A 25,280-nucleotide genomic window follows, 5' to 3' on the forward strand; every position below is an offset into this window, starting at 1 on the left:
CGTTCAGCAGGCCGTCGTGACAGCACAGTCTCAGCACAGGCAGCCAGCCGCGCCTTCGGTTCCGCACGACCAGGAGAGAGACAGTGAAGACCAGGACCATCAGAGCCCTCCGGTGCTCGGCGACGCTCGTCGCCGCCGGGCTGCTCCTCACCGCCTGCGGCTCGACCGGGGGCAGCGGCTCCGGGCAGCAGGCCGGGAGCACGTCCTTCGAGGGCCGTGGACCCATCACCTACGTGGCCGGAAAGGACGCCACCGGTGTCGTGCAGAAGGTCATCGACCGCTGGAACAAGCTGCACCCCGAGGAGAAGGTCACCTTCGTGCAGCTGCCGACGGACGCGGACTCGCAGCGGCAGCAGATGATCCAGAACGCGGAGACGAAGTCCGACGCCTACACGGTGCTCTCCCTCGACGTCGTGTGGACGTCGGAGTTCGCCGCCCACCAGTGGATCGACCGCCTGCCCGAGAAGCAGTTCCCGCTGCGCAGCATGCTCAAGCCCGTGGTGGAGACGGCGAAGTACCGCGGCGATCTGTACGCGGCCCCGGCCAGTTCGGACGGCGGACTGCTGTACTACCGCACCGACCTGCTGAAGAAGGCCGGCATCGCCGAACCTCCCGGCACCTGGGCGGAGATGACGGCCGACTGTGCCAAGGTGAAGAAACTGCCCGAGGCGGAGGGCATGTCCTGCTACGCCGGTCAGTTCCAGAAGTACGAGGGCCTGACGGTCAACTTCGCCGAGGCCGTGAACTCCGCGGGCGGCGTCGTCACCGACGCCGACGGCAAGCCGGACGTCGACACTCCCGAAGCCAGGAAGGGCCTGGACTTCCTCGCTCGTTCCGTCAGGAACGGGACGATCCCCAAGGAGGCCGTCACCTACCAGGAGGAGGACGGCCGACAGGCCTTCCAGTTCGGCAAGCTGATATTCCTGCGCAACTGGCCGTACGTGTACGCCCTGGCCGAGAAGGGCCAACTGGCGGGGAAGTTCGCGGTCGCTCCGCTGCCCGGCCTGAACGGACCCGGCTCCTCCAGCCTGGGCGGCCACAACCTCGCCCTGTCGTCCACCGCGAAGAACAAGGCCACGGCACTGGACTTCATGAAGTTCTTCAGCAGCGAGGACAGCGCGAGCACGTTCCTGAAGGACGCCTCCCTCGCCCCGCCGTACGCGGCGTTGTACGACGAGCCGTCGCTGGTGAAGCGGTATCCGTACCTGCCCGTCCTCAAGCAGTCCGTCCTGCGTGCCGTGCCGCGTCCGCGGGTCGTGCAGTACGGCGATGTGACCTCGGCCGTCCAGCAGGAGGCCTACGCCGCGCTGACCGGCGGCAAGAGCAGCGCGCAGGCGCTCAAGGACCTGCAGGGCGCCCTGCAGAAGTCCACGGCGCAGTGAGGGCGGAGCGATGGCCGAAACGACGATTCCGCCCGACACCCCGGTGCGGGAACCCGGCACCGCTTCCGGGCGGCGACCGACACCGGTGCGTCTGCGCCACCGGACCGGGTCGACCGCCGGGTCGGGCCGGATGGCGGGCCTGCTGGTCTCCCCGACGCTGCTGGTGCTGACGATCGTGGTGCTCTATCCGACCCTCATGGCGCTGCGGCAGTCGCTGTACGGGCCGAAGGGGCTGGATGCGAAGACCGGCTTCATCAGCACCAGCGAACCGTTCGTCGGGCTGCGGAACTACGCCGACGTCTTCGGCGCCGCCGGGGAGCGGTTCTGGAACGCCTTCTGGAACACCACCTTCTTCACGGTCGTCACGGTGGGGCTGGAGACGGTGATCGGTGTGGCGATGGCACTGATCATGCACAAGGCGTTCCGGGGCAGGGCCCTGGTCCGGGCCGGCATCCTCGTCCCCTGGGCGGTGCCCACCGCCATCTCCGGCCTGCTGTGGCGGTGGATCTTCAACAGCAACGGCATCGCCAACGCCGTCCTCGGCCACCAGATCCTGTGGACCACCGAGGGTTTCCACGCCAAGATCGCCGTCATCGTCGCCGAGGTGTGGAAGACCGCCCCCTTCATCGGGCTGCTGGTCCTGGCCGGCCTGCAGGTGATCCCCAAGGAGGTCTACGAGGCCGCCCGCATCGACGGAGCCGGCGCCCTGCGCCAGTTCTGGCACATCACCCTGCCCCTGGTGAAACCGGCACTGCTGGTGGCGGTGCTGTTCCGGTGCCTGGACGCGCTGCGGATGTTCGACCTGCCCTACATCCTCGTCGGCGCGCAGAAGAACTCGGTGGAAACCCTGTCCATGCTGGCGCAGAACGAGGCATCCAACGTCCGCTTCGGACCGGCCTCCGCCTACGCCGTGATCCTCTTCCTCTACGTCCTCCTCATCGCGCTCGCCTTCGTCCGGTTGCTCGGCGCGGACCTCGTCGGCGACCGCGACGGCAGGAAAGCGTGCACCAGCAGGCGCCGGTGGATCCCGGCGCCGCGACGAGCGGAGGCGGCGGCATGACCCTGACGGCGAAATGGCGCAGCCGGCTGCTGTACGTGGGCGTTGCCGCGGTGGTGGCCTACTGCCTGGCCCCCTTCTACTGGATGCTGGTCTCCAGCCTGCGCCGCACCTCCGACATCTTCGACACCTCGCTGCTTCCCGCCCCGGTGTCGTTCGAGAACTACCGGGCGGTGTTCGACCCCTCCCAGGGCTTCACGCGGGCGCTGCTCAACAGCCTGATCGTGGCGGGCGTCACGACCGTGCTGGCGCTGGCGCTGGCCACGTTCACCGCGTATGCGATGGCCCGTCTGGAGTTCCGGTTCAAGCGGCTGATCCTCACGCTGATCATCGCCACGTCGATGTTCCCGGTGGTGTCGATCGTGGTTCCGCTGCTGAAGCTCTTCACGGACATCGGCTGGATCAACACCTACCAGGCCATGATCGTGCCGAGCATGTCGTTCGCGCTGCCGCTGGCGGTGTGGAACCTGACCACGTTCTTCCGGCAGATGCCGGACGAGCTGGAGCACGCGGCCATGATCGACGGCTGTACCCGTGGCCAGGCGTTCCGCAAGGTCATCATCCCCCTCGCGGCACCGGGCATCTTCACCACCGCGATCATCACCTTCATCGCCGCCTGGAACGAGTTCCTCATCGCCCTGTCGATGACGAACAAGTCCGCCATGCAGACGGCACCGGTCGCCATCTCCAAGTTCTCCGGCGCCACCCAGTTCGAGACCCCGTTCGGCAGCCAGATGGCGGCCGGCGTCCTGGTCACCGTCCCCCTGGTGGTCATGGTCCTGCTATTCCAGCGCCGTATCGTCGCCGGACTCACCGCCGGCGCCGCCAAATAGACACCGCGCGTCCTGGACCCTCGCACCGTCCCGGACTCTCGCACCCTTCCGGACTCTCGTACCGTCCCAGACTCTCGAAGGACTCACTCCACACCATGTCCCGTACCGCACCGTGGTGGCGCAGCGCCGTCATCTACCAGGTCTACATCCGCAGTTTCGCCGACGCCGACGGAGACGGCGTCGGCGACATCGCCGGCATCCGTTCCCGTCTGCCGTATCTCAAGTCGCTCGGCGTCGACGCCGTCTGGATCAACCCGTGGTACAAGTCGCCGATGGCGGACCACGGTTACGACGTGGCGGACTACCGCGCGATCGACCCGCTCTTCGGCACCGTGGCCGAGGCCGAGCAACTCATCGAGGAGGCGCACCGGCACGGCATCCGCGTCATCCCGGACATCGTGCCCAACCACACCTCCGACCAGCACGCCTGGTTCCAGGCCGCGCTGGCGGCCGGTCCCGGCAGCCCGGAACGCGAGCGGTACGTCTTCCGGCCCGGCCGTGGAAGCGACGGCGCCGAACCGCCCAACGACTGGGTCTCCTGCTTCGGCGGGCCGGCCTGGACCCGGCTGCCCGACGGGGAGTGGTACCTGCACCTGTTCGCACCGCAGCAGCCCGACCTCAACTGGGAACACCCCGACGTGCGCGCCGAGTTCGAGTCGGTCCTGCGCTTCTGGTTCAGCCGGGGGGTGGACGGATTCCGCATCGACGTCGCCCACGGACTCGTCAAGCACCCCGAACTGCCCGACCTGCCGCCCCGCCAGGAACCGGCGGTGCTCGGCCCCCTGCTCTCCCGCGACGCGGCGGACGAGCGGCCCCGGCAGCACATCGATCACCCCCACTGGGACCGTGACGAGGTCCACGACATCTACCGCGCCTGGCGCAAGGTGGCCGACGAGTTCCCCGGCGACCGCTCGTTCGTCGCCGAGGCCTGGGCCGACACACCTGAGCGGCTCGCCGCGTACGTCCGCCGGGACGGCCTGCACACTGCCTTCAACTTCGACTTCCTGATGTCCGGTTGGGACGCCAAGGACCTGCGTGCGGTCATCGACGACTCGCTCGCCATGCTGGGCGCGGTGGGCGCGCCGGCCACCTGGGTGCTGTCCAACCACGACGTCATGCGTCACCCGAGCCGCTACGGCCGCAGGGCGGTCAAGCGATGGACGGCCAACGAGCCGTACCGTCCCGAGGGCCCCGCGGACCTCGAACTGGGTACGCGCCGTGCCCGCGCGGCCGCCCTGCTCATGCTCGCCCTGCCCGGCGGCGCCTACATCTACCAGGGTGAGGAGTTGGGCCTGCCGGAGGTCGAGGACCTCCCCGAGGACGTGCTCCAGGACTCCGTCTGGGAGAGGTCCGGGCACACCGACCGGGGCCGCGACGGCTGCCGCGTGCCCATCCCGTGGTCCGGAGAGGCGGCGCCGTACGGCTTCAGCCCCGAGGACGCCACCGCCGCGCCCTGGTTGCCGCAGCCCGCCGAGTGGGGCCAGTTGAGCGTCGAGGCGCAGGAGGGGGACGAGACATCGATGCTGGCGCTGTACCGCAGGGCGCTGGGCCTGCGCCGTGAGCATCCCGCGCTCGGTGACGGCACCCTCACCTGGCTGGACGCCCCCGAGGGAGTCCTGGCCTTCCGCCGCGACCCCGGCTTCGTCTGCCTGGTCAACCTCTCGGCCGAGGCGTACCGGCTGCCCGCCCACACCTCGCTCCTGCTGTCGAGCGGACCCGTCGAGGACGGCCTGCTGGCACCCGACCACGCGGCCTGGCTCGCGGTGTAGGCGACTTCGCGGAACGGCAGCCGACTGCCGGCGCACCTTTGACGCGCAACGCCGGAGGTGCGCCCTCGGGGCGGTTCGTCCGACGGGTGCTGCGACTGGCCGACCTCATCGATCTCGCGCACCGCCTCGGGGCAGACGCGGACTGGCGCGGCCAGCGGTTGAGCTGTGCCAGCAGCTCACGCTCCGCGGGCCTCGGCCGGCAGGTCGCGGTCGTCGGCGATCTCGTGGCCTGTTCGACGCGCAGGTCCTGGATGAACCATGCCGGCTCCCGCGAGCAGCAAGGTGCCCGTACGGGCCCAGGCGACGGGCGCGCCCCGGCCGCGGTGGGCCGCCCCGACCCTGCGCGGCGAGGGCACCGTGCTCCAGGCGGGCCGCGCCACCGCGACCGCCGGGGCCAGGGTGACCGGCACCGCCGCCGCAAAGGTCAACGCCCACGCCACCACCACATGCGCGGTCTTCGGGCTGCCCGAGCAGGCCTGACCGGGCGCGGAGCGGGGCACGGCCGTGTGACCGTACCCCGCGGGCATCCACTCGGCCCCGGCGCCGCCGCGTGCGGCACGGAGCGCTGCCGGGACGTGGGCGGCCGACGCTCGGCCGTCGTCAGATCGGCGCGCTGAAGGTGTAGCTTCCGGCGGGCAGGTGATAGCTCGCCGGACCTGCCGGAACGGCCTCGGCCGGGGCGACGATCGACTGCGGCCGTGAGGTGGGGACGGTGACGGTGGCGAAGGTGCTGACGGGCACGGTGACGTGCAGGGTGAGTCGTGTGCCGGAGATCGACCAGGCGCTCGCCGCGCTGCCGAAGGGCGTGTCGTACCTGCTGTCGGCGGAGGTCAGCCCGCCGCCGGGACGCGGTGCGATGCGCAGGGAGGCGTAGCCGGGGCTCGCGGGACCGAGTCCGCCGACCTCACGGTAGAGGAAGTCGCCGACCGAGCCGAGACCGTAGTGGTTGAACGAGTTCATGCCCGGGTCGTTGAAGGAGCCGTCCGTACGGATGCCGTCCCAGCGTTCCCAGATCGTGGTGGCACCGTGGTCGATCATGTAGCCCCAGCCGGGGAAGCCGCGCTGCAGCAGGATCTGGTACGCGGTGTCGGCGTGGCCGTGGTCGGCCAGCACGGGCAGCAGGTTCTCGACGCCGAGGAAGCCCACGCTGAGGTGCCCGTCGGTCGCGGCGACCTTGGCGGCCAGCTTGTCCGCGGCCGGCTGGACCAGGGACGCGGGTAGCAGGTCGAAGGCCAGGGCCAGGACGTAACCGGTCTGGGTGTTGCCGCGGACGGTGCCGTCGTCCGTGACGAAGCGGGCCGTGAAGGCCGCTGCCACCTGGTCGGCGAGCCGCCCGTACGACGTGGCCTCGGCCGTACGGCCGGTGGCCGCCGCCATGCGCGCGACCAGACGGGCCGACCAGGCGAAGTAGGCCGTGCAGATGAGGTCCTGCGCGGTGTTGTCGTTCACGTTGAGCCAGTCGCCGAAGGTCTGCTGATCGCGTATCAGGTCGCTTCCGGCGGTGCTGTGCAGGTAGTCGACCCACTTCGCCATCGCCGCGAAGTGCCGGTCGATGACGGCGAGATCACCGAAGCGCTGCCACAGCGTGTACGGGATGATCGTTCCCGCGTCGCCCCAGCCGGCCGTGCCGGCACCGTTGATCACCGCGGGCGCCACGTCGGTGAAGGCGCCGTCGGCCTGCTGGGCGTCGGTGAGGTCGTCGGCGAACTTGGCGAGGAAGGTGTGGGTGTCCAGGTTGAAGGTGGACGTCGCGCAGAAGGCGGCGATGTCGCCCGTCCAGCCCAGCCGTTCGTCCCGCTGGGGGCAGTCGGTGGGGATGGAGAGCATGTTGCTGCGTTCGCCCCACACGATGTTGTGCTGGAGCCGGTTGACCAGCGCGTCGGAGGTGTGGAACGTGCCCGGCTGTGCGGCGTCCGTCCACACCGCGCGACCGGTGACGGTGCCGTGGCCGGGCTTGAAGCCGGCCGGCAGGCCGGTGAGTTCGACGTACCGGTAGCCGTGGACGGTGAACCGGGGCTCGTACGTCTCGATGTCCCCGGTGCCGGCGAGGGTGAATCGGTCGGTGGCCTGGGCGGCCCGCAGGTTGGTCGTGTAGAGCGTGCCGTCGGGGTTGAGGACCTCCCCGTGCCGGATGCTGACCGTGGTGCCGGCGTCGCCGCGGAGCGCGATGCGGTTCCAGCCGGTGAAGTTCTGCCCCAGGTCGAAGATCCACACCCCCGGCTGCGGCTGGGTGACCGACACGGCACGGAACTCGTGCTGGACGGTGACACCGTTGTCGACCTGGGCGACGAGGTGGGGTGCGGTCCCGTCGCGGACGGCCACCGCGGCCCAGCCGCTGTCGTCGAAGTCGGCGCCGTCCCAGCCGCTGATGTGCAGACGCGCGTCGTAGGTCTCGCCGTGGTACAGGTCGTCCGCTGTGATCGCGCCCGTTCTCGTCTTCCAGCTGCCGTCCGTCGTCACCAGCTGGGTGGTGCCGTCGGTGAAGGTGAGGAGCAGCTGCGCGGCGTACCACGGCTGGGTGCCGTACCGCTGGCTGCCGGCGAAGCCGAGGTTGCCGGAGTACCAGCCGTTGCCCAGCCAGGCGCCGAGCGCGTTCGTTCCCTGCCGGATCCGTGCGGTGACGTCGAAGACCTGGTACTGCACGCGTTTGGTGTAGTCGGTCCAGCCGGGAGCCAGCACGTCGTCGCCGACCTTCGCACCGTTGAGCCGGGTCTCGTGGAGTCCGAGCGCGGTCGTCAGCAGCCGGGCGGAGGCCACTGGTTTGCGCACCGAGAAGCTCTTGCGCAGGAGCGGCGCGGGCCCGACGACGCGCACGCCGGACCCCCACGGGCCACCGCCGTACGAGGCGACCGCACGCGCCGCGGGCCAGTCCCCGTCGTCGAACCCGGAGGTCTGCCAGCCGGACGGCGCGTCCTGGTACGACTTCCACGACGCGTCGGTGACCACGGTCGGGCCACCCGTCACCGTCAGCTTGGCGATGACTCCGGCCGGGGACTGGCTCGAGTTCCGGCTCGCGATCGCGATCGTGTTGCCGCCACTCGTGAGGTGGGCGGTGACATCGACCACGGCGGCGCTCTTCCACGAGTCGGTCACCCGTGGCGAGGTGCTCACCGGGGTTCCGTTGACCCAGACGTCCGCGGTGTCGTCCCCGGTGACGACCAGGGTCGCGGCGGCCGGCGCACCGGTCAGCGTGAAGGTGCGCCGGAAGTAGCGGGTCTCGACGGGACGCCCTGCCCCGGGATCACCCTCGGGGTACCAGATCCAGCCGGCCCCCGACAGGTCCGGACCCGGCGGCCGGCCGATGAACGCGGCCCGCCACTCGTCGGCCGCCGCCAGCAGCCCGGTCTCGAACCATTCGGGTGCGCTCCACGAGGCGGCCCGGCCCTGGGTGTCCCAGACACGCACCCGCCAGAAGTAGCGGGTCAGGCTCGCCAGGGGGCGGCCGCCGTAGGCGATGTCGATCTGCCGGTCGGACGGGACACGGCCGCTGTCCCACAGGTCGCCGGTGCCGTCGGCCGTTGACGACACCTGGATCCGGTACGCGGCCTGCCGCTGCTGCGGCGCCGTCGAGTCGAGTTTCCAGCCGAACCGCGGCCGCGCGGCGTCGACCCCCAGCGGCCTGGTGCGGTGCTCCACGGTGCGGGCCGCCACGCTCAGCGGTGAGGCGGCCGCGAGGTCGGGGGCGAGGACCCCGGTGTGCCAGGGGGCGGTCCCATAGGCGCCGAGGTCCCGGGCGGCGGGCCAGCTGCCGTCGCCGAAGGCGGGCTGCTCCCATCCCTCGGGCACCGCCTTGCCCGCCGACCAGCCGGCGTCGGTGACCACGTCGGTCGTGCCGCCGGAGGTCAGGACTCGTATCCGCCCGATGACCCCCGCGGAGCCGCCCCGGTTACGGCTCGCCAGCGCGATGGTGTTGGTGCCGGGCCGCAAGGCGGGCCGCAGGTCCACATACAGGGCGTTGCGCCAGGAGTGGGCGACCCTGGGGGACGCCGCCAGGGGCTTCCCGTTGAGCCACACGTCGATCGTGTCGTCGCCCGTGACGACGAGCTGAGCGTCCGTCACCTCGCCTTCGGCGACGGTGAATCTCCTGCGGAAGTAGCGGTGTCCGGCGGGGGCGTCGCGGCCCGGATTCCCCTCCGGGTACCAGATCCAGTGGGCCGGGGACAGACCGACGGGCTCGATGTGCGGCGTGCCGGTGGCCGCTTGGGCACGGCCGGAGAACGCGCCGACGGCTCCCGTGGCGAGGGCACCTGCGGCCAGCACCGATCCCGCGCCGAGGAAGTGGCGTCGGCTGAGCGGGTGTCGGTCGTCCGGGGCGGGCGAGTCGGGGGTGGGGGGAGTGGTCTGACGGGCCAACGGAGTACTCCTTCACACGGAACGGGCGAAGTAGAACGGCCGAGCTGAATTGAAACGTTTCAATCGATTGATGCGGTGGCAACGTATGAGAGTTGGGGTGGGCCGTCAAGAGATCGCGGCGCATCATTTCAGGACGGCTCCGTGGGCTCGCCGGCTCCGCGCACGGCGTGCCCCGCACGTCCCGGAAAGGGTCAGACGCGGGGGAGATGCTGGCTCAGAAGGGCCCGCAGCCGCTCCGCGTCCGGCGCTGAGCGCAGCCCGCGCTTGGGCAGCACCTCCACGAGGAGGATGTTGGGGTCCCGGCTGAGCAGCACCACGTGGTCGCGGGTCTCGCGGTATCCGCGGAAGACCGACCAGCGCTGTACGAGCGTCGTGTGCGCGGTCTCGGCCGTGATCCCCGTCTCGCTCACGGACGTGCGGTACTCGCCCTGCCAGGAGACCGTGCGCAGCGCGTGGTGGGCCTGGAGCCGCGGAAGCGACCAGATCAGGACGGCGCAGAAGACGGCCGTCACGCACGACAGCGCGGAGATCTCCGGGGCGGTCACCGCCAGCACGGCGCCGACCCCGAACAGCCCCGTGAGGCCCCACCGGAGTAGGTGGAGGCCCCGACGGCGCTCACGGAACCGGACGCCCGCGAGGACGTCGGCGCGCGTCGGCCGGTAGACCAGCTCGACCATGTCCTGTCTTCCGTCCCGCCCCATGTCCACGACCACGGAAAGGGAGCCTACTGCCCGGGCCGGGCGCCGTGATACGCCACCTCCGTTTCGCAACCCCGCAAGGCTCTGTCCTCGTGCCGTGACGGGTCCACCTACAGCGCCCGTGCGATGAGCAGGGCCACGTCGTCGTGGTCGTCGGGATGGCGCAGGCCGTGCAGCAGGAGGTCACAGGTCTCCTCGAGCGGCCGGTGGGGTTCGTCGAGGAAGCTGAGGAGGACGTTCAGGCGGTCGTCTATGGGGTGTTGACGGGTCTCGACGAGGCCGTCGGTGTAGAGGACCAGCAGATCATCGGGGTGCAGTTCGACCGTCGTGGCGTCGAACCGGATGCCGCCGACGCCCAGCGGGGCCCCGGTGGGTAGTTGGAGGAGAGTGGCCGCGCTGCCGGGGCGCGCCAGGGCGGGCGGCATGTGTCCCGCGTTGGCGATGGTGCACCGCCTGGTGCGCGGGTCGTACACGGCGTACAGGCAGGTGACGATGTAGTGCTCCAGATCGCAGGTGACCTTGTCCAGGTGCTGGAGCACCTCGCCGGGCGCGAGGTCGAGTTCGGCATAGGCGCACGTGGCGGTGCGCAGCCGGCCCATCGTGGCGGCGGCGTCGATGCCGTTGCCCATGACATCACCCACCACCAGGGCGGTCTTGTCGTCGGCCAGCGGGATGACGTCGTACCAGTCGCCGCCGACCTCGCTGGTGGCCTGCGCGGGCTGGTAGCGGGAGGCGACCTCGAGACCCGTGTGGTGCGGCGAGTGGTCGGGGAGCAGGCTGCGCTGGAGGGTGAGCGCGGTGTTGCGGACGCTCTGGAACCAGCGTGCGTTGTCGATGGCCACGGCGGCACGGCCGGCCAGTTCGCCGGCCAGGATGACGTCGTCCTCGTCGAACGGCGCCGGGTTGCGGGTGCGCTTGAGATCGAGCGCACCGATCACCTCGCCGTGGGCGATCAAGGGCACGACGAGGTACGAGTGGACGCCGGCGCGGGCCAGCAGGGCGCCGGCCTCGGCGTCCCGGGCGATGCGCGGCAGATCGCGTGCCCCGACATGGCGGACCATGACCGGCCGGCCGGTGTGGACGCACAGGGTGACCAGGCGGTCGCCCTCGTAGGCCGCGAGGTCTCCGGGCGGGTCGGCGGCGCGCAGCGCGACGGTGGGGTGGGCGGCTTTCAGTGCGAGAGCCCGGAAGATCTCCGGGCCGTTGTCGGGTGTGCGCAGCCGACGGCAGGCCAGCGCGGAGTCGAGGACGTCCACGGCCACCACATCGGCCAGCGCCGGGGCGGTGATCTCGGCCAGTTCGTCGGCGGTCTGCTGGACGTCCAACGTGGTGCCGACCCGCATGGAGGCCTCGGCGATGAGCGCCAGGCGCCGCCGTGCCCGGTCGGCCTCGCCCGCCGCGCGGTGGCGTTCGGTGACGTCGACCACCGAGGCGGCCGCGCCCAGGGTCCGGCCACCGGGATCCTCCAGGCGGTAGAACGACAGCGACCAGGCGTGCTCGTGTTCGGGATCGGCCGGGGGGCGGCCCACGTGGTACTGGTCGAGGAGGGGCGTGCCGGTGGTGAGCACCTGGCGCAGGGCGGACTCGACGGTGTCCACGTCCGGGAAGGGCAGGGTCTCCCTCAGGTGGTGGCCGATGTGGTCCTCGGCGGGGATGCCGTCGATGCGTTCCAGTGCCGGGTTGACCAGCAGGTAGTTGAGGTCGGGGTCCATGAGGGCCAGACCGATGGGGGACTGGTTGATGAGCCGCTCGCACAGCGCCAGGTCGGTCTCGACGCGCTGGAGCAAGGTGTGGTCGGCGGCGATGCCCAGGGCGTAGACGTCCCCGAGGTCGTCCAGCAGCCGCATGGTGCGGAACTCCGTCAGGCGGCTGCTGCCGTCCTTGTGCCGCACGGGAAACGCACCGGCCCAGCCACGGCCGGTCTCCAGCACCTCCTCGAACAGGCTCATCACGGCCTGTAGGTGTTCGGGGTGGACGAGCAGGCGTGCCGCGTGCTTGCCGAGGGCCTCCTCGGCGGAGTAGCCGAAGAGTTCCTCGGCCTGCGGGGACCAGAAGACCACACGCCCACGGGTGTCCAGGGCCACCGCGGCCACGCTGAGCACGTCCAGCAGGCCGGTCGGCCGGGGCAGCTCGGGCCGCTTCCCGTCATGGCCGGTCTCGAAGGAGTCCACTGCCATCCCGGATCCACCTCCACCGGCCGGTCGGCCTACCTCGCGGGTCGACGTCGCCCTGGCCGCGCGTCTGCGTGCTGAGGACCGGTCCCTCCATGCTCCCTCCGTCGCTGCGCCGACCCAACCCGGCGCTGCCCTCGGCACACCGCACGTCAGCCACGCCCGCATCAGGCACAACATCGGAGCCCGCACATGAGGAACATGTACATCAGGAACATAAGCCCTATCGGGCCCATAGTGGTGTATGGGTGGAGCTGATGGAATCTGCGCGCAACGGTACCGCCGCATCCCCGTCCGAGGGGCCGGGTGATTTCTTCGACGCGTCCACCGACGCGGCCGCGGTGGTGTCGGGAGACGGCGTCGTGGTCGGCTGGACCCGTGGCGCCGAAGCACTGTTCGGCTATCCGGCCTCGGAGGTCGTCGGCGGCTCCGTCGCGCGTCTGCCGGCCATGTCCGACGATCCGATGAGGGTCGCGGGCATCGCGGAGCGGTGCCGTGCCGGGAACGGCTGGAGCGGGCTGATCACCGTACGACACCGTGACGGCCGCCGCATCGAGGTCCATCTGCGGGTCTCGGCGTCCTTCCGCATCGGCGAGGACGAGTGCTTCCTGGTGTCGGCACGTGAACAGAAGCCGTGGTGGACGATGGGCCAGTCCGTCCTCGACGGGTTCCTGACCCGCTCGCCCGTCGGCATGGCCGTCCTGGACCCCCAGCTGCGTTACGTCTGGCTGAACGACACCCTTGAGCGGTTCGGTGGGGTTCCCCGTGAGCAGCGGCTGGGGCGGCGGCTGAGCGAGCTGCTGCCCGGCCTGCAGGCGGAGACCCTGGAGGGGTTGATGCGCAAGGTGCTCGCCACCGGAGTACCGGTGACCGACTACGAGTACGTGGGGTGGAGCTGGGCCGACCCGCACCGCCAGCACGCCTACTCGACGTCGTTCTTCCCTCTCGTGGACGCCGACGACACCATCACCGGCGTCTGCTACATGGTCCTGGACGTCACCGAGCGCTGGAACGCCCGGCAGCTGCTGTCGCTGGTCAACGAGGCGGGCACCAACATCGGCAGGACGCTGGACGTCATGCGGACGGCTCAGGAACTCGCCGACTTCGCCGTTCCCCGCTTCGCGGACTTCGTCATCGTCGACCTGCTGGAACCGGTGCTCAGCACCGAGGAGCACGGGGTGTGGCCGACCGATGGGGGACCCACGCCCGCCCGGCTGCTGATGCGCCGCGCCGCGCTGCGCTCGGTGCGGGAAGGCTGTCCCGAGGCCGTGGCCGGGATCGGCGACAGTGTCGACTTCGTCCCGCCGCCCCACGACGTGAACCTGCTCATCGACGGCGATCCGCTGCTCATCCCGGCCCTCGATCCGTCCGACGCCCTGTGGGTGTCCCGGGAACCCGAGCGGGCGGAACGGCTCCGCGAGTTCGGGCTGCACTCGCTCATCGCCGCACCGATGCGGGCACGGCACACCGTCCTCGGCCTCACCACGTTCGCCCGGTCGCTCAACCCGGCCTCCTTCGGGCCCGACGACGTCCTGCTGGCCCGGGAACTGGTGGCCCGAGCGGCGGTGTGTGTCGACAACGCCCGCCGCTACAGCAGGGAGCACACGGCGGCGGTCACCCTGCAGCGCAGCCTGCTGCCACCCGCCCTGACGGGGGGCACCGCCCTGGAGGTGGCCTCCTCCTACCGGCCGGCGGACCCGACGGGCGGCGTCGGCGGCGACTGGTTCGACGTGATCCCGCTGTCCGGCGCCCGCGTGGGCCTCGTCATCGGGGACGTGGTGGGACACGGCATCGCCGCGGCGGCGAGCATGGGGCGGCTGCGCACCGCCGTCCAGACCCTGGCCGACATGGAGATGCCCCCCGACGAGCTGCTCGCCCACTTCGACGACCTCGTGCTGCGGCTGAGCGACGAGGAGACCGCCGTCGCCGCCCCCGGCACGGCCACCTTCATCGGCGCGACGTGTCTCTACGCCGTGTACGACCCGGTCACCAGGCGGTGCGCGATGGCCCGGGCCGGGCACCCGCCCCCCGTCGTCGTCACACCCGACGGAGACGCCTACTTCCCGGAGATACCCGCCGGGCCCCCGCTGGGCCTGGGGGGAATGGCGTTCGAAGCCACCGAGATCGAGCTGGCCGAGCACAGTCTGTTCGGCCTCTACACCGACGGTCTCATCGAGGGCCCCGACCACGACATGGAACAGGGCATGGCCCGGCTCGGGGAGGTCCTCGCACGGACCGAGGAGGACCTCGGCACGCTGTGCGCGTCCGCCGTGCAGCGGCTCGTACCCGTGCCTCAGCCCGACGACATCGCCCTGCTCCTGACCCGCACCTGCGTCCTGGGGGCCGACCACGTCGTCTCCTGGGACGTGCCCGTCGACCCGGCCGCCGTCGCCGAGACACGGGCGCGGGCCACTCGCCAGGTGGAGGACTGGGGCCTCGGGGACCTGGCCATGACGACGGAACTGATCGTGAGCGAACTCGTCACCAACGCGATCCGCTACGCCGCACCCCCCATACGGCTGCGACTCCTCCGCGACACCCGCCTGACCTGCGAGGTCGCCGACGCCAGCAGCACCGCCCCCCGACTCAGGCATGCCCGGAGCACGGACGAGGGCGGCCGCGGCCTCTTCCTGGTCGCCCAGCTCGCCCATCGCTGGGGCGCCCGGTACACGGGTGAGGGAAAGATCATCTGGGCCGAACAGGCGATCTGCTGAGCCCGAGGCCGAGCCGGCCGGACGATCCCCCGACCTCCAGGACCGGGGACCGCCCCGACTTGCCTTCGAGCGGACTCCAGCATCCACACTGATCACGGCGGAACACCTACCGCGGAACCCCACCTAGGACAGAACGGCGGCAGTGATGGCAGCGACAAGCAGGGCGGGGCATCCTCTGCCGTACGACACCTACCGTGAGGCCATCGCACGCGAGACCCGGCGCTTCGCCGAAGTGGTCCACAGCGCCGACCCCGGGCGCGCCGTGCCCTCCTGCCCGGACTGGACCCTGGCCGATCTCACCCTGCACGTGGGAGCGCTGCAGCGCTGGTTCTGCACCTTGCTGACCCGGCTGGTGCAGGAGCCTCCGCGCAGCCGGGACATGGACCTGGGGCTGCCGGACGATCCGCGGGACCGTGCCGACTGGGTGGCGGCGGGAGTCCCCGACGTGGCGGCCGTGCTGCGGGCCACGGACCCGCTGGCGGCGATGTGGGCCTGGGGTGAGGACCAGCACGCCCGTTTCTGGGCCCGCCGGATGCTCTTCGAGACGCTCGTCCACCGGGTGGACGCCGAGCGTGCCGTCGGCCGGGAACCGGACATCGACCCCGTCCTGGCCGCGGACGGCGTGGACGAGTTCCTCGTCAACCTGCCCTTCGCCGGACTCTTCGCCCCGGATGTGGACAAGCTGCGCGGCGACGGCGAGATCATCGCGTTCCAGTGCACGGACTCCGGTGGCGCGACCGGCGAGGAGTGGCGGGTGCGACTGGACCCGGACGGCTTCCGCCTGCTCCGGCGGGCAGACGGCGAGCACGCGGAGTCCGGGCCCCACACGGTGGCGGTGCGAGGGCGGGCGGCAGGCCTGCTGCTGCTCCTCTACGGCCGGCGGTCCTACCGGGAGTCCGCCTTCGACGTCTCGGGACAGTCCGAGGTGCTCGACCGGTGGTTCGCCCGAACGGCCTTCTGATCCACTCCTGACCGTGCTGCTCCGGGGCGGGTCAGGAACCACCCGCCCAGGGACAGCGCTCGACGCCGTTCGGCTCCCCGAACAGCGTGCCGGGGTGCAACGGCGCCGGGGCCCCGGAGCAGCGGGGGAGGGTGGCCGCAACGGCTGACGTCGGGTCGCGCCCCTTCGCGCATCCGTCGCGCGCGCTACCATATTCATCAAGTGACGAATTACTGCTCTCTCCGAAGAAGGGCAGGGCTGCAATGGAACGGACCACATGCTGTGTGGTGGGAGGCGGCCCCGCGGGCATGGTGCTCGCCCTGCTGCTGGCCCGGGCGGGCGTCGCGGTGACGGTACTCGAGAAGCACGCCGACTTCCTCCGCGACTTCCGCGGTGACACGGTCCACCCCTCCACCCTGGCGCTCCTGGACGATCTGGGCCTGGCCGAGCGCTTCGCCCGGCTGCCGCAACGCCGGGTGCGTACCGTCCAGCTCCCGGTCGGGGCCGGCCGCTCACCGGTCACGGTCGCGGACTTGGCCGTACTGCGCGGTCCCTACGACTACGTGGCGATGGTGCCCCAGTGGGACCTGCTGGACCTGCTCGCGGACGAGGCCCGGCGCGAGCCGTCCTTCGACCTGCGGATGAACAGCGAAGCGACCTCCTTCCTGATCGAATCCGGACGCGTGACCGGGGTGCGCTACCGCACCTCCGACGGCCGCACCGGCGCATTGCGCGCCCTGCTCACCGTCGCCTGCGACGGCCGAGGATCACTGGCCCGTTCCCGGCCGGAACTGGGACTGCGTCGCTTCACTTGCCCCATGGACGCCTGGTGGTTCCGCCTGCCGCGGCACGAAGGCGACCCACGCGGTCTCGTCGGCAGCGCGGGTGACCGGTTCCTGACCGCGATGATCGACCGCGGTGACTACTGGCAGTGCGCCGCGCTCATTCCCAAGGGCACCGACCCCCGGCGCCGTGCCGCCGGACTCGACCGCTTCCTGGCCGACTTCACCGCCGCCGTCCCCTGGCTCGCCGACCGCGCGCACGCCCTGCGCTCATGGGACGAGGTCAAGCTCCTCGACGTACGCCTGGACCGCCTGCGCCGTTGGCACCGCCCAGGCCTGCTGTGCATCGGCGACGCGGCGCACGCGATGTCCCCCGTCTTCGGCATCGGCATCAATCTCGCGGTCCAGGACGCCGTGGCCGCCGCCCGCCATCTGGCCGAGCCACTGCGCCGCGGTACCGTGCGCCTGCGCGACGTGCGCGGCGTGCAGCGCCGCCGCGCTCCCACCACGGTCACCGCACAGACGCTCCAGCGGATGGCCCACGCCCGCGTCATCGCGCCGGTCCTCCAGGGCCGGCCACCCTTCGGCAGCGCGGAGCGGGCCGAGCGCATCGCACGCCTGTTCACCGGGGCCCGATGGACACGCCGCCTCCCCGCCTACTTCATCGCGTACGGCGCGCTCCGGGAACGCCCTCCCGACGCTGCCGTCCGATGACCGCCGCCGTGCGTCCGGTGCCTGCCGGAACGGAGTCACAGGTCTGTTGGGTGCCGTACGCCGGACGCACCCACCACACGGCTCGCACCGGACCGAAAGCGGGAAGCTAGTACGGGCTCGGTCACCCCCCACCGGTCATCGGCGCTGACCTGGATCACAATGCCCTCATGACCGATGACCTGTCCCGGATTCCCGCCCGCCCGCTGCTGCGTCGCTCACCGGACGGCGAACTCATCGATGTCGCCGGGGTCGCGCACTTCTTCCGGCTCACCGGTGAGCACACGGGTGGGCGCTTTGCCTTCGAGGAGTTCGGCCTCGCCCCCGGCACCATCGGTGCCAGGCCGCACGTGCATGACGGACACGACGAGTACTTCTACGTCCTCGACGGCGAGTTGACGCTCCACACCGGGGACGGCGAGGTGACGGCCGGCCCCGGGGACCTGCTCGCCGCGACCCGAGGCACCCCGCACGGCTTCCGCAATGCCGGCCCCGCCGCCGCACGCGCCCTGTGCCTCTACACCCCGGCCGGCTACGAGAACTACTTCCGCGACGTCCACGCCGCGGTGAACGCCGGGGCCGAAGCGACCGATGAACTGCTGGCCGAGTTCCGCAGCCGTTACCGGACCAGCTCCTACCCAGTCCCCCCGGCAAGGCCGTAGCACACGTCGCCGGCCGTGATCACACGTGCGGGTGGCGGCATCAGGCGCTGCCGGGCGGGGCGGCGGTGGGGTTCCCTATATTCGTGGTCATGCCCGAGATACAGCTGCTCCGTCCAGGTCACGCCTCGGCGCTGCTCCGCTTCGAACAGGACAACCGGGCGTACTTCGCCGCGTCCGTCCCTGATCGAGGCGATGACTACTTCGCTCGGTTCGACGAGCGGCACCGGGCCCTGCTCGCCGAGCAGGAGGCCGGAACCTGCTACTTTCACGTGCTGGTCGGCGCCGAAGGCGAGGTGTTGGGGCGGATCAATCTCGTGGATGTCGCGGATGGCGGTGCCGACCTCGGGTACCGGATCGCACAGCGCGCCTCGGGCCGGGGGCTGGCCACCTGGGCCGTGCGGGAGCTGTGTGAACTGGCGGCCCACCGCTACGGATTGACCTTCCTGCGTGCCGCGGCCACGCTCGAGAACGCGGCATCGCGGGCCGTGCTGACCCGCTCAGGGTTCGCCGTCGTCGGCGAGACGCAGCTGTCCGGCCGACCCGGTCTGTCCTATCTCCGCAGTCTGGCGGATGTCACCTCCGCACCCGGAGCGCGGGCCGAACAGGGCGGACCGGGTGCTGAAGCGCCATAGGCCTTGGCGAAGACGCCGACCGGGCAACGCATTTCCGACGCGGGACACTGGCGAACCGGGGCCCTCACGACGACCATGGAGCGCATGAGTGATCAACCCGCACGATGGACCCGGGCCACCGTCTACCCCGACATGTGGGTTGACCCGGACGACGACCCCCGCAACAGCGAAGGGGCCGGTCCGGACGGCGAGCCGGCGACGCTGCAGGGCTACCTCACGGACTACCGCATGACCCTGCGGATGAAGTGCGACGGCCTGGACGCGGAGCAACTGGCCCGCCGGTCGGTCCCTCCGTCGACGATGTCGCTGCTCGGTCTGATCCGGCACCTCGCCGAAGCGGAACGGGACTGGCGCAACTGGATCAGCGAGGGTGACCCCCTGCCGAAGCTGTACGGCCGGCGTGACGCGGACTTCGAGGGAGCTGTCGCCGAGCAGGCCGTGGCCGACGCCGCCTACTCCGATCTGGAGCGCGAACAGGCCGCGACCGACGCCGCGCTGGCCGAACACCCGGATCTGGGCGAGCGCGTGGGGAAGGACAAGATCGCGATCCGGGAGCTGATGGTGCACCGGATCGAGGAGTATGCCCGTCACTGCGGGCACGCCGACCTGTTGCGCGAGTGCATCGACGGACGGGTGGGCCAGTGACCGGGGCGTGGGGCTGCGTCCACGGCCGGAAGCACTGGAGGTGACCGGGACGGCACGAGACCGAGCCGTGGTCCTCGCCGGCGGTCCGGACACACGCCGTGGTCAGACCGCGTCGGCGAAGAGGGGAAGGTAGCCCAGGGACTGCCCGGATGCCGTGGGATGGTACGACTCGACGAGGTTCAGCCAGTCGACGCTGCGCAGCCAGGGGCTGGAGGAACAGATCTCGTGCCCGGTGAAGGCGGTCCGGACGTCGGCGAACGTGAACCCGTGGTCGGCGGCGCGCTTGGCGATCACGCTGTTGAGGTGGTCCACGGCCTCGTTGAGCGCGGCCCTCTCCGTGTCGTCCAGGCCTCTGCGGCAGGTGCCGTGGAGCTGGTAGAAGTGCGGATAGCCGAGCACGACGACGCGCGCGGCGGGTGCCTTGCTTCGGATGGCTGAGTACAGGCGATCGAGGTTGGCCGGAAGCGTCCCGTCCATGAAGGAGTGCGCGCGGGCGATGGACGACACGCAGGCGGTGGTGCCCGGCAGCACGCAGGTCGCCATGACGCGGGCGTAGCCCGAGTCGCTGCCGCCTACGCTGAGGCTGACCAGGTCGGTACGGGCAGTGAGCGGGCCGAGCTGCTCGGCCATGACCTCGCTGGTCCCGGCGCCGTTGCACGCGGTGAAGCTGAACGACGCGGCGTGCTTCGCGGCCCACAGGACGGGGAAGGCCAGGCTGCTGCGCATACAGCCCGTGCCGGAGGCGACGTAGCTGCCGGCTCCGACCCCCGCCGAGTAGGAGTCACCGAGGGCCACATAGTCCAGTACGGCTTTGCCGGGCGCCGCGGGCGCCGACGTGGGACCGGTGAAGGCGCAGGCGGCCGCGACCAGGAAGGCGGACGCACACGCCGCTATTCGGGACCGTCTCATGACTCAGCTATAGCTCGGACGGGTCACGCCCACGAACCGAGGCCGATCGCCCCGCTCCGTCGTGTTGACACAGCCCTGAACGAATGCCGTCAGGCAAACGCCCCGTAACGGCGGGGGCACGGGCTGTACGGAGGGGTGCTGTGGCGCGCCGGTCCCCTCGCCGGAGTTCACCCGGTGAGCCGTCACCCGTCCGCCGGGGAGAGGGCGGGAATGGCGCGGCACCCAGCGGTGTTCCCATCGGTGTCATGCCCTGGGCAAGACAGGGCGTGTGAAGGGAGAACCTCATGGCACGCAACGCCGTGCGTCCCGTCGTCAAGCTGAAGTCGACGGCAGGGACCGGCGTCACCTACGTGACGCGAAAGAACCGTCTGAGCGACCCGGACCGGCTCGTGCTGCGCAAGTACGACCCCGTCGCCGGCAAGCACGTCACCTTCCGCGAGGAACGCTGAACCACGGCGCCGCCCTCCAGAAGATCCGCAACGAGGAGGCAAGTCCCATGAGGCCCGGTATCCACCCCGCATCCCGGCCGGTCGTCTTCCGCGACCGTGCGGCCGGCACGCTCTTCCTGATCCCCTCGACCGCGACGGCGTCGAAGACGATCGAGTGGGAGGACGGAAACACCTACCCACTGATCGACGTGGAGATCTCGTCGGCCAGCCACCCCTTCTCCACCGGCACCGCGCGGGTCGTGGACGCCGCCGGCCGCATCGAACGCTTCGAGCGCCGCTACGGCCGCCGCCCCGCCCCCTCTCGCGGCTGACCGGCATCCGCACCGAGCACGAGGAGAACCCAGCCATGAAGGTGCGCACGTCCCTGCGCTCACTGAAGTCGAAGCCCGGCGCCCAGGTGGTGCGCCGCCGCGGCGTGGTCTTCGTCGTCAACAAGAAGAACCCCCGCTTCAAGGCGCGCCAGGGCTGACACGCGGCGCCGTGAAGACGACCGGCCCGGTCCCGCGCGCAGCGGGACCGGGCCGTGCGTGTTTTCTCTCGGTGAGGTCTCAGGGAGCGATGCCGACGCCGTCGATCCGGCTCCAGGACCTTTCCTGGTCGGCGGTCATGGCAGGCCAGTCCAGGCCGCCCGGACGGGGGTCGACCCGTGAGGCGTAGGGGGCCGGCCGGAAGTCCGGGTCGTAGAAGCAACCCGTGCCGTACGCGCGGTCGAACGCCGGGCAGGACGCCGCGACCGTCTGCGCGGTGGGCTTCCTGCCGGTGCGCACCCACCGGTCGAGCGCGGAGAGGGAGTTGGCGTACTCGGAGTCGCTCAGCTCGCTGTGCTCGCTCTCCTTCGTGAACGTCTGCACCAGGTACCGGCCCCGGTGGGCGCCTTCGAGGGTGGCGCGGTAGGCCGCCTCGTGCTCCACGAACGCCGTCGGGTCGTCGATCGCGTGCATCGTCAGGACGGGGATCGACACGGCGCCGGTGAGGTCGCTGTCGTACGACAGATCGCGCACGGCGGCCGGATCGGCGCTGAACCGCTCGACGCCGGCGTTGAGGGCCTTGTCGTCGTGCGAACCGGAGTACCACACCCCCTCGTTGCCGAACGGGTTGCGGCCGCCGAGGCGGTTGGTCACGATGTCACGGAAGGTGAACGTGGCGAACCGCAGGTGCGACTCCAGGGTGCGCTCCGGGATGCCGGTCACGGCCAGGATGTCGTCGAGGTCGCGCTGCTGCGCCGCGGTCCGCTCCTGTGGGGCCGACGCGTAGCCGGTGCACTCCTGCAACCGGGCGCGCAGTCCCTGCCACAACGGGTGCCGCGGTTCGGTCGGACGGGGATGGTTCTGGCAGTAGTACTGGTAGACCACGCGCAGGTCGACGCGGTAGTCGTAGCCGCGTGAGCCGCCGGCGAGGACACCGCTGGTCAGCAGCGCACCGTCGTACGGGCCGTGTTTCGAGCCGTACGTCTCGACCACCTTGGCGGCGACGTCCCCGCCCCAGGACTGGCCGTGCACATAGGTCCGCTTCGGCGTGCCGAACTCCTCGGTGAACAGGCGCCGCACGTTCTCGGTGTCCTCGGCGGCCATCCGGGTTCCGTAGCCGCCCCGGCGATACGACGAACCGGCCCGGGCATAGCCCTCCTTGACCATCACCGCCCAGCGGTCCAGGTCGCCGGCGCTGCGCTCGGGGTCCGAGCCGTCGCCGAGGTCGGGCCCTCCGTGCGCATGTACCACGAGCGAACCGTTCCACGTCTTGGGAACGGCGACGGCGTAGTACGCGCCGTTGCTGTCCCGGCCGGTGTAGCACGCGGCCGTTTCCGTCAGGCTTGCCGGGCAGGCGGTGGACACCGGCCGACCCGGGTCGGCGTGAGCGGAGGGCGCGCTCGTCAGCACGCCGGCCAGGATCCCGGCGAGGCACGTGGCCAGTTCCGCGCGACGCTGTCTGCCGGATCGCAACCGTCGGGGGATGCGTGCGAACGTTCTCAGGCTGTCCACGGCGCGGCTCCTTGTCCTGGAGGGCGCACGGCTGCGCCACGGGAGGATGCTAGGGAGGAGCTGGGCGGGACGGCCACGCCCCTGATCGTTGCGGTCATAGTGCTCGCATCGGCGCCGTGTCCACCCATGCTCCCGACGACCGCGACGCCATCGAGAAGTGACACGTGCTACGCGCGTGGTTCCCGCGGCCTGCGGCAGGTGATAGACACAGCGGGGTCACAGTTCCTGTCCGCCAGCAGGAAGGTTGCTGCCGCATGTCTGCAACACGCCGTCAGGTCCTTGCCCGAGCGAGTGCCTTGGGAGCGGGCATCGCCTTCACCGGGGCCCTGTCCGAACTCTTCGCGGGCACCGCCGCCGCGCAGAGCCTGGGCCACACCGGCTACGGCCCGCTCGTCCCCGACCCGAACGGCCTGCTCGACCTGCCGAAGGGTTTCCGCTACACCGTGCTCTCCCGCGAGGGCGACCAACTCCGCTCGGGGGAGGGCCGCGTCCCCTCCAACCACGACGGCATGGCCGCCTTCGCCGGCAGAGAGGGCCGTACGCACCTCGTCCGCAACCACGAGAACCGCGTCACCGCGAAGATCCCCGTCCCGACCGTCGACGGCCTCACCTACGACCCGGCGGGCAAGGGCGGCTGTACGGCCCTGGCGCTCGACGCGCAGCACCGCGTGCTGTCCGAGCGGGTCGCCATCGCCGGTACCGCCGTCAACTGCGCGGGCGGCCGCAGCCCCTGGGGCACCTGGTTGACCTGCGAGGAGACCGAGGACAAGGCGGGCACCAACGGCTACACGAAAGACCACGGCTTCATCTTCGAGGTCCACCCCACCGACCCGCAGCGCACCGGCGCGGTCCCGCTGACCGCGATGGGCCGCTTCCAGCACGAGGCGATCGCGATCGACCCGCGCAACGGCGTCGTCTACGAGACGGAGGACGCCTTCGAAAAGCCGTTCGGCCTCTTCTACCGCTTCCTGCCGAACAAGCCGCTGGGCGGCGTCGGTTCACTCCGCGCGGGCGGCCGGCTCCAGGCGATGCGGGTGCCCGGCGTACCGGATCTGTCGACCATCCAGGAGACCGGCGCGCGCTTCGACGGCATCGAGTGGGTGGACGTACCCGACCCGCTGGCCGCTTCCACCCCCACGCGGTTGCAGGACTACGGCCACGCGGGCATCACCCACGCGCAGAAGCTGGAAGGCTGCTACTGGGGCGGCAGTTGTGTGTACTTCGTGTCGTCCTTCGCCCGCAGCGCGGACGGCTCCGCGGCCGACCACTACGGCCAGATCTGGCGCTACGACCCGGCGAACCGCCGGCTGACCCTCGTCGTCGTCTTCGGCCCGGACACCGATGTACAGCTGCCCGGCGAGTCCCCGGACAACATCTGCCTCGCTCCCAGCGGCGGCCTGATGGTGTGCGAGGACGGCAACGGCGCCCAGCACGTCTTCGGCGTGACCCGCAAGGGTGAGGTGTACGCGATGGCCCGGGGCCGCCAGAACATCGGGACGGCGCAGGAGCCCGAATGGGGTGAGTTCGCCGGGGTCACCTTCTCCCCGGACGGCGAGACGATGTACGTCAACTGCTACACGCCCGGCACCACCTTCGCGGTCACCGGCCCCTGGCGAAGGTGAACTCCGGACAGCCCTCCTCATGGCGGGGCGGGTCACTCGCCCCGTCATGACGACGACATGCCCGCCGCGCACCCGACACGGCAGGAGTCCTTGGCCGGCAGCGGTGCGGTGGTGGGCTGCGGGGACCATCGCTCTCCCGGGCGACTACCCGTCCGGCCGCCCCCTGAGTGCGCCAGGGCCGGTCCGGGGCGAGGGTGGCGTCATGCCCCAGGTGACCGTGTACCCGCCCGCAGAGGACGGTGGCCGTCGTGTCCGCGTCGGCCGGTCCTTCGCCGGTATGGCGTACACGATCATCGACATCGTCGAGTTCCTGCGTGCGGCCGGCCTGGAGGACGTCGAACCGGACGACGTGTCGGGCGCCGAGTGGATCGAATGGCGGGGCGGCGGCCCGGACGCCTGGACCCACTGAGCGTCAGGGGGCGGCAGCATCCGCTTCAGGGCCGGGGTGTGACCAACAACCGTGCCCGCTCTGCCTCAACTGGTCGCCGAGCTCGTCCGCGGCATCGGATACTCGATTCCGTCCATGATCGGCAATGCGCCTGGCGATTGCCGCACCGCACCAGTCTCGGAAGGCAGTTCCCAGCGTGTTCCAGGAAACCCCGATCTTCAATCGCCTCGTCGCGGAGCGCGGTGACGTGCCCGCCCAGGTCCGTGGTGAAGCCGACCGGCTGCGCCGTGACCTGGCCCAGGTCCTGCCCTCCGCGCCCTGGCCTGTCGTCGACGTGCCCCGGCAGCGGGCACACGCGCCCGGCGGCAACCTCCCGGCGGTAGGCGGTCAGCACCTGTAAGTCCACGTGTGCGAGCCTCCCGTGTCCTTGGCGCGGGCGCTCGCCCGGGTGCACCGCGCCGTGTGTGCCCCGCCGCCGGCGCCCGGGAATGTGCCGCTGCTGCCCGCCCGCCGCCCCGGGCATCTCGCCGTACGAGCGGGTAACCACGGGTGAGTCGTGTAATCAGTAACGATCTTGGCGTGAA

Annotated in this window: 22 protein-coding genes; 17 read left to right on the top strand and 5 right to left on the bottom strand. The window is 71.1% G+C overall.

From position 1 onward, the window contains the following. Positions 1–83: 83 nt before the first annotated feature. The 5 genes from ACGFRF_RS37700 (at position 84) to ACGFRF_RS37720 (ending at position 5,521) form a co-directional block, all read left to right on the top strand. Complete coding sequence (locus tag ACGFRF_RS37700; RefSeq protein WP_393747945.1) at positions 84–1,382, top strand: ABC transporter substrate-binding protein; 1,299 nt, start codon at positions 84–86, stop codon at positions 1,380–1,382. Between the two features lie 10 nt (positions 1,383–1,392). Next, positions 1,393–2,442 (top strand): carbohydrate ABC transporter permease, encoded by a 1,050-nt coding sequence (locus tag ACGFRF_RS37705; RefSeq protein ID WP_393747947.1) that lies wholly within the window; start codon positions 1,393–1,395, stop codon positions 2,440–2,442. Further along, the gene (locus ACGFRF_RS37710) at positions 2,439–3,272 is read left to right on the top strand and encodes a carbohydrate ABC transporter permease (protein ID WP_393747949.1); all 834 of its coding nucleotides are present in this window, start codon (positions 2,439–2,441) and stop codon (positions 3,270–3,272) included. The genes ACGFRF_RS37705 and ACGFRF_RS37710 overlap by 4 nt, the downstream gene beginning before the upstream one ends. A 95-nt stretch (positions 3,273–3,367) precedes the next feature. After that, a complete protein-coding gene (locus ACGFRF_RS37715) occupies positions 3,368–5,041 on the top strand; it encodes a glycoside hydrolase family 13 protein (RefSeq protein WP_393747951.1) in 1,674 nt (557 codons plus the stop codon). A gap of 258 nt (positions 5,042–5,299) precedes the next feature. Then, positions 5,300–5,521 (top strand): hypothetical protein, encoded by a 222-nt coding sequence (locus tag ACGFRF_RS37720; RefSeq protein ID WP_393747953.1) that lies wholly within the window; start codon positions 5,300–5,302, stop codon positions 5,519–5,521. A gap of 120 nt (positions 5,522–5,641) precedes the next feature. On the opposite strand, the gene ACGFRF_RS37725 is transcribed toward ACGFRF_RS37720, so the two are convergent. The 3 genes from ACGFRF_RS37725 to ACGFRF_RS37735 all read right to left on the bottom strand — a co-directional run bounded on the left by ACGFRF_RS37725 (position 5,642) and on the right by ACGFRF_RS37735 (position 12,269). Next, positions 5,642–9,394 carry a family 78 glycoside hydrolase catalytic domain gene (locus tag ACGFRF_RS37725; RefSeq protein WP_393747955.1) on the bottom strand — a complete coding sequence of 1,251 codons (3,753 nt, stop codon included), beginning with the start codon at positions 9,392–9,394 and terminating at the stop codon, positions 5,642–5,644. A 191-nt stretch (positions 9,395–9,585) separates the two neighbouring features. After that, positions 9,586–10,107, bottom strand: coding sequence for a YcxB family protein (locus ACGFRF_RS37730; RefSeq protein ID WP_393747957.1), 522 nt, complete (start codon positions 10,105–10,107; stop codon positions 9,586–9,588). A 95-nt stretch (positions 10,108–10,202) separates the two neighbouring features. After that, a complete protein-coding gene (locus ACGFRF_RS37735; protein ID WP_393747959.1) occupies positions 10,203–12,269 on the bottom strand; it encodes a SpoIIE family protein phosphatase in 2,067 nt (688 codons plus the stop codon). Between the two features lie 251 nt (positions 12,270–12,520). Here ACGFRF_RS37735 and ACGFRF_RS37740 point away from each other — a divergent pair, with 251 nt between their 5' ends. From ACGFRF_RS37740 to ACGFRF_RS37765, 6 genes are all read left to right on the top strand, one after another. Continuing rightward, positions 12,521–14,977 (top strand): SpoIIE family protein phosphatase, encoded by a 2,457-nt coding sequence (locus tag ACGFRF_RS37740; protein ID WP_393747961.1) that lies wholly within the window; start codon positions 12,521–12,523, stop codon positions 14,975–14,977. 145 nt (positions 14,978–15,122) lie between these two features. Beyond that, complete coding sequence (locus ACGFRF_RS37745; protein WP_393747963.1) at positions 15,123–15,938, top strand: maleylpyruvate isomerase family mycothiol-dependent enzyme; 816 nt, start codon at positions 15,123–15,125, stop codon at positions 15,936–15,938. A 242-nt stretch (positions 15,939–16,180) separates the two neighbouring features. Beyond that, the gene (locus ACGFRF_RS37750) at positions 16,181–17,413 is read left to right on the top strand and encodes an FAD-dependent oxidoreductase (protein WP_393747965.1); all 1,233 of its coding nucleotides are present in this window, start codon (positions 16,181–16,183) and stop codon (positions 17,411–17,413) included. Between the two features lie 167 nt (positions 17,414–17,580). Then, positions 17,581–18,072 carry a cupin domain-containing protein gene (locus tag ACGFRF_RS37755; protein ID WP_393747967.1) on the top strand — a complete coding sequence of 164 codons (492 nt, stop codon included), beginning with the start codon at positions 17,581–17,583 and terminating at the stop codon, positions 18,070–18,072. A gap of 89 nt (positions 18,073–18,161) precedes the next feature. Beyond that, positions 18,162–18,704, top strand: a complete 543-nt coding sequence (locus tag ACGFRF_RS37760) for a GNAT family N-acetyltransferase (protein WP_393747969.1) — start codon at positions 18,162–18,164, stop codon at positions 18,702–18,704. A gap of 84 nt (positions 18,705–18,788) precedes the next feature. Then, positions 18,789–19,349, top strand: coding sequence for a DinB family protein (locus ACGFRF_RS37765; protein WP_393747971.1), 561 nt, complete (start codon positions 18,789–18,791; stop codon positions 19,347–19,349). A 102-nt stretch (positions 19,350–19,451) separates the two neighbouring features. On the opposite strand, the gene ACGFRF_RS37770 is transcribed toward ACGFRF_RS37765, so the two are convergent. Next, positions 19,452–20,258, bottom strand: coding sequence for an SGNH/GDSL hydrolase family protein (locus ACGFRF_RS37770; RefSeq protein WP_393747973.1), 807 nt, complete (start codon positions 20,256–20,258; stop codon positions 19,452–19,454). A 284-nt stretch (positions 20,259–20,542) separates the two neighbouring features. On the opposite strand from ACGFRF_RS37770, the gene rpmG reads away from it, so the two are divergent. Genes rpmG through ykgO form a run of 3 tightly spaced genes read left to right on the top strand, consistent with a single transcriptional unit; the run spans position 20,543 to position 21,176 of the window. Beyond that, complete coding sequence (rpmG, locus tag ACGFRF_RS37775) at positions 20,543–20,707, top strand: 50S ribosomal protein L33 (RefSeq protein ID WP_393747975.1); 165 nt, start codon at positions 20,543–20,545, stop codon at positions 20,705–20,707. Between the two features lie 47 nt (positions 20,708–20,754). Further along, positions 20,755–21,018 (top strand): type B 50S ribosomal protein L31, encoded by a 264-nt coding sequence (locus ACGFRF_RS37780; protein WP_393747977.1) that lies wholly within the window; start codon positions 20,755–20,757, stop codon positions 21,016–21,018. A gap of 35 nt (positions 21,019–21,053) precedes the next feature. Continuing rightward, a complete protein-coding gene (gene ykgO, locus ACGFRF_RS37785) occupies positions 21,054–21,176 on the top strand; it encodes a type B 50S ribosomal protein L36 (protein WP_393747979.1) in 123 nt (40 codons plus the stop codon). Between the two features lie 79 nt (positions 21,177–21,255). On the opposite strand, the gene ACGFRF_RS37790 is transcribed toward ykgO, so the two are convergent. After that, a complete protein-coding gene (locus ACGFRF_RS37790) occupies positions 21,256–22,686 on the bottom strand; it encodes a hypothetical protein (protein ID WP_393747981.1) in 1,431 nt (476 codons plus the stop codon). Positions 22,687–22,940: 254 nt separating this feature from the next. Here ACGFRF_RS37790 and ACGFRF_RS37795 point away from each other — a divergent pair, with 254 nt between their 5' ends. The 3 genes from ACGFRF_RS37795 (at position 22,941) to ACGFRF_RS37805 (ending at position 25,096) form a co-directional block, all read left to right on the top strand. Beyond that, a complete protein-coding gene (locus ACGFRF_RS37795; protein ID WP_393747983.1) occupies positions 22,941–24,308 on the top strand; it encodes an alkaline phosphatase PhoX in 1,368 nt (455 codons plus the stop codon). A 202-nt stretch (positions 24,309–24,510) separates the two neighbouring features. Further along, on the top strand, positions 24,511–24,717 hold the full coding sequence (locus ACGFRF_RS37800; protein WP_393747985.1) for a hypothetical protein: 207 nt from the start codon (positions 24,511–24,513) through the stop codon (positions 24,715–24,717). A gap of 175 nt (positions 24,718–24,892) precedes the next feature. Beyond that, a complete protein-coding gene (locus ACGFRF_RS37805) occupies positions 24,893–25,096 on the top strand; it encodes a hypothetical protein (RefSeq protein ID WP_393747987.1) in 204 nt (67 codons plus the stop codon). The last annotated feature ends 184 nt before the right edge of the window (positions 25,097–25,280 follow it).

It is taken from the genome of Streptomyces sp. NPDC048521 (assembly GCF_043199855.1).
In the GTDB taxonomy this organism is placed as follows: domain Bacteria; phylum Actinomycetota; class Actinomycetes; order Streptomycetales; family Streptomycetaceae; genus Streptomyces.